We start from the raw sequence: 13,517 nt of genomic DNA on the forward strand, positions 1-13,517 counted from the left end.
TCCTGCCAGCAGTCGCGCCCGTCCGGACCTAACCTTGCGCCATGGCACCCCGTGGACGGCAGTGGCTCAAGGTGGTCGGCGCGGCCGGACTGGTCGGCGTGGCCGCCACCGGCATCCTCGCCGCCCGAACAGAACGTCGGCGTCAGGAGTATGAGCCCGACGAGATCCGGGAGCGACTGCACGAGCGCTACGCCCGCATCCAATCCCGCCGGGAGAGTGGCACCGACTGAGACCGCGGTCTTCCGTCCGCCACGACTGCCGATACCCTGGCGGGCACCATGTCTTCCTCCCCCGCGCCCGCCCCGGAACTCCGCCGGGCCCGGCACGAGCTCCTCGTCCGGCTCGACGACGTCGGCAACCTCGACGCCCACCGGCTCCGGTCCAGAATCCGTAAGGCCCGCGCCGACCAACTGGAGGACCTGGGGCAGCGTGTCGACGCCGCCGCCGAGCGTCTGCACCGGCGCGCGGCGTCCGTCCCCACGCCCCGGTACCCCGAACAGCTTCCCGTCAGCGCCCGGAAGGACGAGATCGCGGCGGCGATCCGCGACAACCAGGTCGTGGTGATCGCCGGCGAGACCGGGTCGGGTAAGACCACCCAGATCCCCAAGATCTGCCTCGAACTCGGGCGCGGCGTCCGCGGGATGATCGGCCACACCCAGCCCCGCCGCCTGGCCGCCCGGTCCGTGGCCGAGCGCATCGCCGAGGAGCTCGGGGTGGAGACCGGCCGGTTGGTGGGCTCCGCCGTCCGCTTCGACGACCGCACCAGCGCCGACACCGCGGTCAAGTTGATGACCGACGGCATCCTGCTCGCCGAGATCCGCCGCGACCGCCTGCTGCACGCCTACGACACGATCATCATCGACGAGGCCCACGAACGCAGCCTCAACATCGATTTCCTGCTGGGTTACCTGCGTCAGATCCTGCCCCGGCGGCCGGACCTCAAACTCATCATCACCTCGGCCACCATCGACCCCGACCGGTTCGCCCGTCACTTCGCGGACGCCGGCGGGCGGCCCGCCCCCGTCATCGAGGTCTCCGGGCGCACCTACCCGGTGGAGGTCCGGTACCGACCGCTACAGGTCGAGCAGGGTGATCGGACCATCGACCTGGACCCCCTCGACGGACTCGCCGATGCGGTCGCCGAACTCCTGGCGGAGCAGGACGGGGACGTCCTGGTGTTCCTCTCCGGAGAGCGCGAGATCCGGGACGCCGAGGAGGTGCTGCGGGGCCGCAGGTTCAAGAGCACTGAGATCTTCCCGCTCTACGCCCGACTCACCGCCGCCGAACAGCAGAAGGCGTTCCGTCAGCACTCCACCCGACGCGTGGTCCTGTCGACCAACATCGCCGAGACCTCGGTGACGGTCCCGGGCATCCGCTACGTCGTGGACACCGGCCTCGCCCGGATCTCCCGTTACTCCACCCGCACCAAGGTCCAACGCCTGCCCATCGAACCCGTCTCGCAGGCCTCCGCCGCCCAGCGCGCCGGGCGTTGCGGCCGCGTGGCCGACGGCATCTGCATCCGCCTGTACTCGGAGGAGGACTTCGACTCCCGACCCGAGTTCACCGACCCGGAGATCCTGCGCACCAACCTGGCGTCGGTCATCCTGTCCATGGCCGATCTCGACCTGGGCGCCGTGGACGACTTCCCGTTCGTCGAACCACCAGACCACAAGGCGATCCGCGACGGCATGACGTTGCTCACCGAGCTCGGTGCACTGAGGATCGACGACGACGAGCGCCCGCACCTGACCAAGGTGGGCCGCGACATGGCGGCGCTGCCGCTCGATCCACGGTTGGCCCGCATGGTGGTGGAGGGCCACCGCAACGGGTCGCTGGGGGACGTCCTGGTGGTGGTGGCGGCCCTGACCGTGCAGGACGTCCGCGAGCGGCCGGCCGAGGAACGCGACAAGGCCGATCAGTTCCACCGCCGCTACGCCGACAAGTCGTCGGACTTCCTGGGCTACCTCAACCTGTGGCGCTATCTCACCGAACAGCGGCGCGAACTCTCCGGCAGCGCCTTCCGCAAGATGTGCAAGGCCGAATACCTGCACTGGCTGCGCATCCGCGAGTGGCAGGACCTCACCGCCCAGCTGACCAGCATGTGCCGCGAGCGGGGCTGGCATCCACCGTCCGGCCACGCCGCCGAGGACGACCTCCACAAGGCCATCCTGTCCGGCCTGCTCACCAACGTCGGGATGAAAGACGAGGAGACCCGCGAGTTCCGCGGCACCCGCGGCATCCGCTTCCAGGTCTTCCCCGGCTCGGACCTCGCCCGCAAGCCCCCGCGCTGGGTCATGGCCTCCGAGCTCGTCGAGACCTCCAGGCTGTGGGCGCGGGACGTGGCGCGCATCGACCCGGGCTGGATCGAGCAGCTCGGGGACCACCTGGTGCGCAGTCAGTACTCCGAGCCGCACTGGTCCGACGCGCAGGGCGCCGCGATGGCCTACGAGAAGGTCATGCTCCTCGGGTTGACCGTGGTCGAGTCCCGCCGCATCCTGCTCTCCCGGATCGACGCGCCACTCGCGCGCGAGCTGCTGGTCCGGCACGGGATCGTCGAGGGACGCTGGAGTACCCGCATCCCGGTGATCGTGGAGAACGCCGTGGCCGTGGAGCAGGCGCGGGAGCTGGAGACCCGGAGCAGGCGCCGCGACCTGGTGATCGACGACGAGGCCCTGGTCGCCTTCTACCTCGACCGGCTCCCCGCCGAGCTCACCTCGGGTCGCCACCTCGACTCGTGGTGGAAGAAGGAGGGGCACACCCGGCCGGAACTGCTGCGCCTGAAACCGGAAGAGATCCGCACCTCTGACACCGCACCGTCGGCCACCGACTTCCCGCCGTTCTGGCGACAGGGTGAGCGCAGCTTCGAGCTCCGGTACGCCTTCGATCCCGGGGTCGACGCCGACGGGATCACCGTCCGGATCCCGCTCCCCCAGCTCTCCTCTGTCACCACGGCCGGTTTCGAGTGGCTGGTCCCGGGGCTCCGCGAGAACCTCTACACCGAGATGCTCCGGACCCTGCCCAAGTACCTGCGCCGACTCTGCTCACCGCCGGCTGAGTTCGCCACTCTGCTCTCGGGGGATCTCACCCCGCGGTCCGCGCCTCTCCCGGTTGCGCTGGCCGCTGCGCTCTCCGCGCGGACCGGCACGACCGTCGACGCCCGGGACTTCCGCCCCGAGTTGCTCCCCGACCACCTGCGGATGCGGTTCGAGGTCGTCGACGGCGAGCAGGTCGTGGCGTCGGGAACCGACCTGGCCGCCCTGCGTACCCGGCTGGTGGACCGGGTCCGCGACACCCTCAACGCCCGCCTGGTTCCCGATGACGGGCCGCACCGCGAGTGGACCGCGGACACGATCGGGGATCTCCTGCCCTCGATCACCGGCAGGATCGACGGGGTCGAGGTGACAGTCTACCCGGCCCTACGGGTCCGGCCGGACGGAATCCACCGCATCGCCTGCGCCACCGAGGAGGAACGACGGGCCACCCAGGCGGCCGCGGTCCTCACCATGGTCTCCGGCGGCCTGGTCTCCTCGGCGTCGATCATCCGTGGCCGACCGGTGACGCAACGACTCGCGCTCACCCAGTACCCGCACGGCGGAGCAGAGGGCCTGGTCTCCGACGCGTCGCTGGCCGCCTGCGGGCGCATCATCGCGCGCCGCAAAGGCGTCCCGGTCCTGACCGTCGCGGACTTCACGGCACTGCGCGCGGCCGCCGGGGCCGAGGTGCCGGGAGCCGTGGCGTCAGCGATCTCCGCCGCTCTGCCCGCCCTGGTGGCCGCTCAGTCGGTCTACGCCCGTCTCCAACAAGCAGAACAGCAGGTCGCGGCGGACGTCGCCCCCGCCCTGGACTTCCTGCTGGGCAAGGGTTTCCTGGCCCGCCATCCCGCGGAGCTGCTCCCGCAGCTCGAACGGCACGTCCGGGCCGTGGACCTCCGGCTCGACATGGCGGAGAAGGCGCCGGCCCGGTACCGGGATCTCACCGCCACACTGGCGAGGTCCGAGGCCACGGTCGCCGAGGCCACGGCGACTTTGCGCAAGCGTCCGGGCGGCGCCAGGGCTGCGAGGGAACTGCGGTGGTTGCTCGCCGAGTACCGGGTGGGGCTCTTCGCCCAGTCACTGGGAACCGCTCGCCCGGTGTCCCCGGAGCGGATCGACAAGGCTGTGGCGGCCGCGCTCGCGCAGCGGGCCAAGCGGTAGGAATGCCTGTCAGGCTTTCGCGTGACGCTCGCGGAGCGCGATGATCTCGGTTTCGAAGTCGGCTGCCGAGGTGAACTGCTTGTAGACCGAGGCGAATCGCAGGTAGGCGACCTCGTCGAGATCCTGCAGCGGACCGAGGATCGCCAACCCGATCTTGTGCGCAGGAACCTCAGACGCCCCACCCGCCCTTACAGCGTCCTCGACCTCCTGCGCGAGCCGCCGCAGCGCGTCCTCGTCGACCGACCTGCCCTGGCATGCTCGTCGGACGCCGCGCACCACCTTGTCACGGCTGAAGCTCTCGGTGACGCCGTTGCGTTTGAGAACGGTCAACAGCGGAGTCTCCAGGGTGGTGAACCTGTGCCCGCATTCGGGACACTCCCGACGACGTCGGATGGCTTGCCCCTCGTCGACCGACCTCGAGTCGATCACCCGAGAGTCCTCGTGGTGGCATGTCGGGCAGTACATTCCAGCTCCGCCATTCGTCGACCGGGTCCGTGCACCTCCCCCGGCCGGAACCCGGGGCGATGCGTGGGACGACAGGTCGCCGTCCCGGAGCCAGTCTAGGAGGCGATCGTGATGATCACGCGTAGGCGGGCCCGCCCAGGAGAGCCAGCGCCAGCAGCATCACGACGCCGAACACGATTCCGCAGGCCAGGAGCACCCACGTCGGCACGTCGTCGACGACCGGCGACGCGGGCTTCGCCGCGACACGACACGCGGTGACCTGCCCTGCTGAGGCGGGACGAACGGGCGACAGCCGACCGGGGCCGATCGACCGGGTGGGCACACGGCGGCCCCGGTCGAGGGTCCGGATCGTCAGCCCGCGCTCCGACCCGTCGCGGGGCCGGACCCGGGTCGTCGCCGGGGCGCCGAGCTCGGTGGCGCCGAGGTTAACGGCGCTGTGCTCGGTGGCGCCGAGGTTAACGGCGCTGTGCTCGGTGGCGCCGAGGTTAACGGCGCTGTGCTCGGTGGCGCAGACCTCGGTCCACCGCACGGCCGGACGCGACTGCGACTGCATCTCCAGGACGGACATGGTGACTCCTTACTCGATACGGTGTGCGAACTCGCCTCGTACACCCGTATGCATCTGCTGGCACATCTGTTCGAACTCGAACCTGGATAGAGTTGTATCACGGAGCTACGACAGAGTCACCACCCGAGGCGAAAAAACTTCGAACACCTGTGTGGCGCTCGCACCAAGGAGGAGTTAGGGTGTACACAGACAAAGACGTCGAACACCCATTCGCCGAAGGGACCACTACATGTCCAAGCCCGACTTCGAGGCCCTGACCGCTCGTCAGAAGAGCGTCCTGATGCATATCCACGACACGGTCAAGGACCGCGGTTATCCGCCGAGCATCCGCGAGATCGGTGACGCCGTCGGCCTGCAGTCCACATCGTCCGTCGCACACCAGCTCCGGACGCTGGAGAAGAAGGGCTTCCTGACGCGTGACCCGCACAAACCCCGGGCGGTCGACGTCCACGGGGTGCCTGGCCAGCGCTCCCGGGGACGTCGTGCGCCCACTCAGGATGCGTCGCGTCCGAGCGGGGCTGCGGAAGCCGTCTACGTCCCCGTCCTGGGGCGGATTGCTGCCGGCGGGCCGATCCTCGCCGAACAGGCGGTGGAAGAGGTCTTCCCGCTCCCGGCAGACCTGGTGGGCTCCGGGGATCTGTTCATGCTCAAGGTGGTCGGCGAGTCGATGATCGACGCGGCGATCTGCGACGGCGACTACGTGGTGGTGCGTCGACAGAACGTGGCGGACAACGGCGAGATCGTCGCAGCGATGATCGATGGTGAAGCCACCGTCAAGACCTTCCGGAAGGACGCCACCGGGGTGTGGTTGCTACCCCACAACCCGTCGTTCAGTCCGATCCCGGGCGAACACGCGACCATCCTGGGCAAGGTGGTCACGGTCTTCCGCAAACTCTGAAGGCACGCACCGGCGCCGCCCGCCCCTCCGGGTCGGGCGGCGCCGTCGTGTCAACCGTTCGAGGTGAAGGCCCCGAGCTCTGCGGCCACGGAGGCCGGCAGGCGGACCACGATCCGGGTGCCGTCCTGCGTGTGTTGCTCATCCACGACCGCGCCGTCCGCGTGGACCCTCGACACCACATCTCCCCGCGTGAAGGGGATCTCCAGGGTCACCTCGGTGTCCCCGGAGCCGACGATCTCGATGATCCGACCGAGCAGCTCGTCAAAACCCTCTCCGGTCTCGGCTGAGACGAAGACCGCCTCCGGGAGGGCGTGGTGCAGCTCGGTCAACACCACCGGGTCCGCGACGTCGATCTTGTTGACCACCACGAGCTCGCGGGGCCTCTCGGCTTTCTGCTCCTCCACGACGTCGTTGATGACGCCGCGGACGGCCTCGATCTGACGAAGTGGGAAGGCGTCCGACCCGTCCACCACGTGCAGGAGCAGTTCGGAATCGACCACCTCCTCCAGCGTCGAACGGAAAGCCTCGACGAGCTGGGTGGGAAGGTGCCGGACGAACCCCACGGTGTCGGTGAAGACCACTGCCTTACCGTCGGGCAGTTCCGCCCGGCGGGTCGTGGGGTCGAGCGTGGCGAACAGGGCGTTCTGGACCAGGACGCCCGCGCCCGTGAGGCGGTTGAGCAGACTCGACTTGCCGGCGTTCGTGTAGCCGGCGATCGCGATCGACGGCACCGTGGTGGCACGCCGTTGATGCCGCTTGGTGTCCCGGGCCTGTTTCATGCCCTTGATCTCCTTGCGGAGCTTGGACATCCGCTCGCGGATGCGGCGGCGGTCCGTCTCGATCTTGGTCTCACCGGGACCACGTAGACCCACGCCGCCGTTGCTGCCTGCTCGGCCACCCGCCTGGCGGGAGAGCGACTCGCCCCAACCACGCACGCGCGGGAGCATGTACTCCATCTGGGCCAGCGTGACCTGGGCCTTGCCCTCGCGACTGGTGGCGTGCTGGGCGAAGATGTCGAGGATCAACGCGGTGCGGTCGATCACCTTGACGTTGACCACCTTCTCCAACGCGAGGAGCTGCCCGGAGGTGAGCTCACCGTCGCAGATGACCGTGTCGGCACCGGTCGCGTCGATGATGTCCTTGAGGTCCTGTGCTTTACCGGAACCGATGTAGGTGGCGGGATCAGGCTTGTCGCGGCGCTGGATCATCGAGTCGCAGACCTCGGAGCCGGCGGTCTCGGCGAGCTGGGCCAGTTCGGCCATCGCGGCGTCGGCCAGAGCGGAATTGCCGTCGGTCCAGACACCTACCAGGACCACCCGCTCCAATCGGAGCTGGCGATACTCGGCGTCGTTGATGTCCTGGAGCTCGGTCGACATCCCGGCGACGCGGCGCATCGAGGATCGCTCCTCGAGCTGGAAATCGCCGATCGAGGGATCGTGGTCTCGTGTGTCCCGTTCAGGGGCGGTGTTGTCGGTAGTCATTCCAGACGATCATCTCATACCCCGGCCCGAGGTGCTCCCGCGCGAGTCCGGGCGGCCGACCGACGGAACCGGCCGTCCGCGACCAGAGCGGAGGGCCCGGTCAGGGTGGAGCCCCCCTCGGTCAGGGTCACCACGATCTCACCGCCGGGTACGACCACGACGACGTCCCCCGTGGACTCACCGGCGTCGGCCAGCGCGGCCACGGCCGTCGCGACGATGCCCGTGCCGCAGGACATCGTCTCGCCGGCTCCGCGTTCATGGACGCGCATCGAGACGCGGCCCCCGACCAGAGGCGTGGCGATCTCCACATTGACGCCCTCCGGGAAGAAGCCGGTGTCGAACACCGGGGCCAGATGAACCGGGAGTTCGCCCAGGGCCGCCGCATCGAGACCTGGGACCACGCAGGCCAGGTGCGGGTTGCCCATGTCTACGGCGAGGCCGGCGAACACCCGGCCGTCGAGCTCGGCCGAGGAGACCCCGAGAAGCCGGGGCTGACCCATGTCCACGCGGACCACGGCGTCGTTGCCGTCGTGGCTGACGATGTGGGCCGGCCTTGGCCCGGAACGGGTGCCCACCGGGATGCGACCGACATCGGCACGCCCGGTCGACACCAGGGCGTGGGCGAACACCCGGACGCCGTTGCCGCACATCTCGGCGATGGATCCGTCCGCGTTGCGGTAGTCCATGAACCAGTGACCGGCGTCCACCCCCGCCGGGAGCCCGGCGAGCACCCCGCGATCGACCAGTGCCCCGGCCCTCGCGATCCGGAGCACCCCGTCGGCCCCGATACCGGCTCGCCTGTCACAGAGCTCCCGCACGAGATCCGTGTCGAGGTCCAGCTCGGCGTCGTCATCCGGCACGATCACGAAGTCATTGAGCGTGCCGTGCCCCTTGAGGAAGGCGAAGCCGTCGAGCTGCGGGTTCCGTGAGGGTGGGGTCATGAGCACGAATCCTACTGGAGGCTCCCGCCGGCGTTCCGCCCTGCGGAAATGCCGGATGAACCCTCGGCAGGGGGGCACTAGAGTCGGACGGGAGAACGATCCCCTATCCACGAGGAGAGCATCGATGTCCGAACGCATCACTGTCGGCGGTATCCAGGTCGACGAGGTCCTGTACGACTTCGTCAACAACCAGGCGATCCCGGGCACCGGGGTCGACCCCGACGCGTTCTGGGCGGGCGCCTCCGAGATCTTCACCGAGCTCGCCCCGCGGAACCGGGAGCTGCTGGCCACCCGAGATGAGCTCCAGTCCAAGATCGACGCCTGGCACCACCAGAACCCCGCGCCGATCGATCCCTCCACCTACAAGGCGTTCCTGCAGGAGATCGGCTACCTGGTGCCCGAGCCGGCGGCTGTCCGGGTGAAGACCGAGAACGTGGACGCAGAGATCGCCACGGTCGCCGGCCCGCAGCTGGTGGTGCCGATCATGAACGCGCGTTTCGCGATCAACGCCGGCAACGCCCGCTGGGGTTCGCTGTATGACGCCCTCTACGGTACCGACGCGATCCCTGAGTCCGGCGGGGCCGAGCCCGGCACGTCGTACAACAAGGTCCGCGGCGACAAGGTGATCGCCTGGGCGCGCGAGTTCCTCGACGACGCCGCGCCGCTCGCCACCGGGAGCCACGTCGGCACCACCGGCTACGCCGTGGTCGACGGTGGCCTGCAGGTCACCCTGGCCGACGGTTCGACCACCAGCCTGGCCGACCCCGCCCAGTTCGTCGGTTACCTCGGCGAGCCCGCCACGCCGTCCTCGGTGCTGCTGCGCAACAACGGCCTGCACATCGACATCCAGATCGACGCCGACTCCCCGATCGGGTCCACCGACGCGGCGGGGGTCAAGGACGTCGTCCTGGAGTCCGCCGTCTCCACCATCATGGACTTCGAGGACTCGGTCGCCGCCGTCGACGCCGAGGACAAGACCCACGGCTACCGCAACTGGCTGGGCCTGATGAAGGGTGACCTGTCCGAGGAGATGACCAAGGGCGGCAAGAGCTTCACCCGCGTCCTGAACGACGACCGCGTCTTCACCGCCCCCGACGGCTCCGGCGAGGTCCGGCTCCACGGCCGCTCGATGCTCTTCGTGCGCAATGTCGGTCACCTGATGACAAACCCGGCGGTGCTCGACGCCGAGGGCAACGAGATGCCGGAGGGCATCCTGGACGCGCTGATCACCTCGCTGGCCGGAATGCACGGCATCGCCGAGGGCAACGAGCGGGGCAACAGCCGCCACGGGTCGATCTACATCGTCAAGCCCAAGCAGCACGGTCCGGCGGAGGTCGCGTTCACCACCGAGCTGTTCGGTCGCATCGAGTCACTGCTGGGGTTGCCCGGGAACACCCTCAAGGTGGGCATCATGGACGAGGAGCGCCGCACCTCGGTCAACCTCGCCGCGTGCATCGCCGAGGCCACCGAGCGGGTCGTGTTCATCAACACCGGCTTCCTCGACCGGACCGGCGACGAGATCCACACCTCCATGGAAGCCGGCCCGATGGTCCGCAAGGCCGAGATGAAGGCCGCCCGCTGGATGACGTCCTACGAGGACTTCAACGTCGACACCGGCCTGGCCTGCGGCCTGCGTGGACGCGCGCAGATCGGCAAGGGCATGTGGGCCAAGACCGATCTCATGGCCGAGATGCTCGCCGAGAAGATCGGGCAGCCCAGGGCCGGCGCCAACACCGCATGGGTCCCGTCCCCGACCGGTGCGACCCTGCACGCCACGCACTACCACCGGGTCAACGTCCTGACCCGCCAGGAGGAGCTCCTCGCCGGCGGCCCACGCGCCAGCGTCGATGACATCCTCACCGTTCCGCTCGCCCCGGACACCGACTGGTCCGACGCGGAGAAGAAGGAGGAGGTCGACAACTCCTGCCAGACGATCCTCGGTTACGTGGTGCGCTGGGTCGAGCAGGGCATCGGCGTCTCCAAGGTGCCGGACATCCACAACGTCAACCTCATGGAGGACCGCGCCACCCTGCGGATCTCCTCGCAGATGCTGGCCAACTGGATCCGTCACGGGATCATCACCGCCGCCGACGTCGAGGACTCGCTGCGCCGGATGGCCGAGATCGTGGACAAGCAGAACGCCGGCGACGACGCCTACCGGGACATGGCGCCGGACGTCGAGAAGTCCATCGCCTGGCTGGCCGCTCGCGAACTGATCCTGGAGGGCACCAAGCAGCCGTCGGGCTACACCGAGCCGATCCTGCACCGCCGTCGCCGCGAGTTCAAGGCGGCCAACGGCCTGTAAGAGGACTCGCTCCCCCGGAATCCGCCACTCCCCGGGGAGTGGCGGATTCCGCTCTGTCAGGGGTGCAGGCCGGCCACGGCACCGCGCAGGGTCTCGACGGCCGCGTCCCGGCGGTCCTCGGTGAACCGGGCCTCGGGTCCGGAGGCGGAGATCGCGAACGCCGCGTCCCCCGAGCCCACCGAGATGGCCACGCAGCGCACGCCTTCCTCCTGCTCTGACTCGTCAGTGGCGAAGCCCAGGCGGCGCACGCGTTCGAGTTCGGCGACCAGACTGTCCGGTTGGACGATCGTCGAGGCGGTGTAGCGGCGCATCCCGGCACGGCCAAGCATCGCGCGGACCTCGTCGTCATCGTCCCCCGCGACCAGGGCCTTTCCCACGGCAGTGCAGTGCACCTCCACCCGCCGACCCACTTCGGTGAACATCCGCATCGAGTGCGGAGACGGGATCTGGGCCAGGTACACCACCCCGTCACCCTCCCGGACGGCGAGGTTGGCGGTCTCCCCCGTGCCCTCGACCACGGCCGCCAGCACGGGCTCCGCCCATGACCAGGTCGCCCGGGCGGCCGCGTCGCCCACGCGCTGCAGCCGGGGTCCCAGCAGGTAGTCCCGGCGGGCGTCGCGCCGCAGGTGTCCCGACTCCGCGAGCGTGCCGCACAACCGGTGAACGGTGGCCGCCGCCAGGCCGGTGTCCGTGCAGAGCTCCCCGAGGGTCGCCCGGCCGCCCCGACGGGTGAGCGCGTCGACCAGCGCGAAGGCGCGGTCCACGGACTGGACGCGGCCCCGGGCGGGGTCAGCGGCGGTCACTGCCGTCCCTCGCCGAGCAGTTCGAGCGCCGTCTCCAGCGGGGAGGGGCCACCGGCTCGGGGACCGGAACCGGGGTCGGTGTCCGAACTGGCGCCGGGATCGGTGGTGTCGGTGTCGATCCAGCGGATCCGGTGATCGCGCCCGAACCACGACCGCTGTCTCCGGACGTACCGGCGGGTGCCGATCACCGTGCGCTCCTCGGCGCGGGCCAGCCCGTCGGCGTCGATGCCCAGGTCGTCGTCCATCTCGTCCAGCACCTGGGCGTAGCCGATGGCCCGGCGCGCGGTGACCCCGTCGAGAAGCCCCACCCCGACGAGCCCCCGGACCTCCGCGACCAGCCCATCGGCGAACATGCGGGCGGTCCGCGCGGTGAGCCGGGCGTCGAGCTCCGGCAGGGCGCACCGCAGCCCCAACAGTCGGGTCCCCCAGCGCGGCTCGCCGATGGTGGGACGCGAGGCGGAGAAGGGCTTGCCCGTGATCTCCACGACCTCGAGCGCCCGCACCGTCCGGCGGGGATCGGTGGGGAGGATGGTCCCCGCGGCCTCGGGGTCCACGCGGGCGAGCTCGTCGTGCAGCGCGTGCACCCCGATCTCCTCGAGCCGACGCTCGTAGCGGGCGCGGACCAGCGGATCGGTGTCGGGGATCGACCAGTCGTCCACCAGGGCCTGCACGTACATCATCGACCCGCCGCACAGGATGGGCACGTTCCCCCGCTCCCGGATCTCCGCGATCTCCCGCTCGGCCTCACGACGGAAGTCGGCGACGCTCGCGGTCTCGGTGACCTCCAGTACGTCGAGCCTGTGGTGTGGGATGCCCCGGCGCTGGGCCGGGGGAAGCTTGGCGGTGCCGAGGTCCATGCCGCGGTACTGCTGCATGGCGTCGCAGTTGACCACCTCCCCGCCCAGTCGCTCGGCCAGGTCGAGCGCGAGGTCGGACTTGCCCGTACCCGTCGGCCCCACCACCGCGACGGGGACCGGCCCGGTCACGCTGCGCCTCCGGGGGTCGCGGTATCCGACGACGCCGCCGACGCCGACGCCGACGACGAGGACGACGCGGACGACGCGGACGACGCGGACGACGCTGAGAGGTCCCATCGCGCACAGTGGTAACCCACACCGAACGGTGCCCAGGACACCGATTCTCGAGCGGCCCTCTCCCCGACCATCCCGCCGAGCAGCCGCCACGCCTGCCGACTCCACCAGCCGACGGCGTCCGACACCGCGGCGCCGGGGTCCGGGAGCGGCCCTCCGCTCCGCAACCAGCCGGCCAGTTCCGAGTCGAGCGTCACGCCGCGCGGGTCCTCGAAGATGGGCGCGCGGGGGGTGAGAGATGCGGGACCGTCCGCCACGACGACGACGAGGGTGTCCGGCTCCGGGGTCCACGTGGGACACCCGTCGCAGGCGAGGCCCACGAACGTTCTCGGGAGGTCGATCCCGGACCGGTCGAGGAACCACCAGCCGAGCAGAGCCGCGTCGGGAACATCGTCGTGTGCGGCCTGCGGGGCCGTCGAGCGTCCGACGGGCACCGCCACGCCCCACCTGGAGAGGGTGGACCTCACGTCTCCGAGCGTGTGACCCGCGGGATCAGTGCCCAGGACGACCACCCGGGAGGCCCCTGCCGCTGCGTGGTCCAGGATCTCCAGACAAGCGGCGACCTGGCGCGCGGAGTCCGCGGCCGCAGCCCCGGACAATTCGGGTACCAGAGCCGGCGCGCCGGGTACCAGGACGACAGGAGTGCTCACACCGGGGAACCTTACTGACCCTCGTGGGCCACTCCCGTAGGGACTCGGCGCGACTCGGCGGGGATACACCGACGCCGCGCCGGTGGTTGGTACACACTGGGAGTATGCCGACTCCGCGAGAG

At 70.0% G+C, this 13,517-nt stretch carries 11 protein-coding genes; 4 read left to right on the top strand and 7 right to left on the bottom strand.

The window, feature by feature from the left end; all coding sequences use genetic code 11:
• Window positions 1-41: 41 nt before the first annotated feature.
• Together R4P08_RS03900 and hrpA are read left to right on the top strand one after the other, a co-directional pair.
• Complete coding sequence (locus R4P08_RS03900; protein ID WP_317812447.1) at window positions 42-230, top strand: hypothetical protein; 189 nt, start codon at window positions 42-44, stop codon at window positions 228-230.
• Between the two features lie 48 nt (window positions 231-278).
• Entirely contained in the window at window positions 279-4,193 is a 3,915-nt protein-coding gene (gene hrpA / locus R4P08_RS03905; protein ID WP_317812448.1) for an ATP-dependent RNA helicase HrpA, read from the top strand.
• A gap of 9 nt (window positions 4,194-4,202) precedes the next feature.
• Here the strand turns inward: hrpA and nrdR are convergent, their stop codons facing one another.
• Window positions 4,203-4,658, bottom strand: a complete 456-nt coding sequence (nrdR, locus tag R4P08_RS03910; protein ID WP_317812449.1) for a transcriptional regulator NrdR — start codon at window positions 4,656-4,658, stop codon at window positions 4,203-4,205.
• Between the two features lie 115 nt (window positions 4,659-4,773).
• Window positions 4,774-5,226, bottom strand: coding sequence for a hypothetical protein (locus tag R4P08_RS03915; RefSeq protein WP_317812450.1), 453 nt, complete (start codon window positions 5,224-5,226; stop codon window positions 4,774-4,776).
• A 229-nt stretch (window positions 5,227-5,455) separates the two neighbouring features.
• Between R4P08_RS03915 and lexA the strand changes: the two genes are divergently transcribed.
• The gene (gene lexA, locus R4P08_RS03920; protein WP_317812451.1) at window positions 5,456-6,124 is read left to right on the top strand and encodes a transcriptional repressor LexA; all 669 of its coding nucleotides are present in this window, start codon (window positions 5,456-5,458) and stop codon (window positions 6,122-6,124) included.
• Window positions 6,125-6,174: 50 nt separating this feature from the next.
• Here the strand turns inward: lexA and hflX are convergent, their stop codons facing one another.
• Window positions 6,175-7,605: a GTPase HflX gene (hflX, locus tag R4P08_RS03925; protein ID WP_317812452.1), complete on the bottom strand. Its 1,431-nt coding sequence runs from the start codon at window positions 7,603-7,605 to the stop codon at window positions 6,175-6,177.
• Window positions 7,606-7,619: 14 nt separating this feature from the next.
• A complete protein-coding gene (gene dapF / locus R4P08_RS03930) occupies window positions 7,620-8,546 on the bottom strand; it encodes a diaminopimelate epimerase (protein WP_317812453.1) in 927 nt (308 codons plus the stop codon).
• 124 nt (window positions 8,547-8,670) lie between these two features.
• Here dapF and R4P08_RS03935 point away from each other — a divergent pair, with 124 nt between their 5' ends.
• Entirely contained in the window at window positions 8,671-10,851 is a 2,181-nt protein-coding gene (locus R4P08_RS03935) for a malate synthase G (protein WP_317812454.1), read from the top strand.
• 56 nt (window positions 10,852-10,907) lie between these two features.
• Here the strand turns inward: R4P08_RS03935 and R4P08_RS03940 are convergent, their stop codons facing one another.
• Genes R4P08_RS03940 through R4P08_RS03950 form a run of 3 tightly spaced genes read right to left on the bottom strand, consistent with a single transcriptional unit; the run spans window position 10,908 to window position 13,395 of the window.
• Entirely contained in the window at window positions 10,908-11,654 is a 747-nt protein-coding gene (locus tag R4P08_RS03940; RefSeq protein WP_317812455.1) for an IclR family transcriptional regulator, read from the bottom strand.
• Window positions 11,651-12,640 (bottom strand): tRNA (adenosine(37)-N6)-dimethylallyltransferase MiaA, encoded by a 990-nt coding sequence (gene miaA / locus R4P08_RS03945; protein ID WP_317812714.1) that lies wholly within the window; start codon window positions 12,638-12,640, stop codon window positions 11,651-11,653. Before miaA ends, R4P08_RS03940 begins: the two co-directional genes overlap by 4 nt.
• Complete coding sequence (locus R4P08_RS03950; RefSeq protein WP_317812456.1) at window positions 12,637-13,395, bottom strand: hypothetical protein; 759 nt, start codon at window positions 13,393-13,395, stop codon at window positions 12,637-12,639. Before R4P08_RS03950 ends, miaA begins: the two co-directional genes overlap by 4 nt.
• Window positions 13,396-13,517: the final 122 nt, after the last annotated feature.

The sequence above is a fragment of the Rhodococcus sp. IEGM 1408 genome, assembly GCF_033142235.1.
In the GTDB taxonomy this organism is placed as follows: Bacteria; Actinomycetota; Actinomycetes; order Mycobacteriales; family Mycobacteriaceae; genus Dietzia.

Coding starts and splice junctions, on each gene's coding strand:
- R4P08_RS03900 (WP_317812447.1), top strand. CDS start 42: ATGGCACCCCGTGGACGGCAGTGGCTCAAGGTGGTCGGCGCGGCCGGA.
- hrpA (WP_317812448.1), top strand. CDS start 279: ATGTCTTCCTCCCCCGCGCCCGCCCCGGAACTCCGCCGGGCCCGGCAC.
- nrdR (WP_317812449.1), bottom strand. CDS start 4,658: ATGTACTGCCCGACATGCCACCACGAGGACTCTCGGGTGATCGACTCG.
- R4P08_RS03915 (WP_317812450.1), bottom strand. CDS start 5,226: ATGTCCGTCCTGGAGATGCAGTCGCAGTCGCGTCCGGCCGTGCGGTGG.
- lexA (WP_317812451.1), top strand. CDS start 5,456: ATGTCCAAGCCCGACTTCGAGGCCCTGACCGCTCGTCAGAAGAGCGTC.
- hflX (WP_317812452.1), bottom strand. CDS start 7,605: ATGACTACCGACAACACCGCCCCTGAACGGGACACACGAGACCACGAT.
- dapF (WP_317812453.1), bottom strand. CDS start 8,546: ATGACCCCACCCTCACGGAACCCGCAGCTCGACGGCTTCGCCTTCCTC.
- R4P08_RS03935 (WP_317812454.1), top strand. CDS start 8,671: ATGTCCGAACGCATCACTGTCGGCGGTATCCAGGTCGACGAGGTCCTG.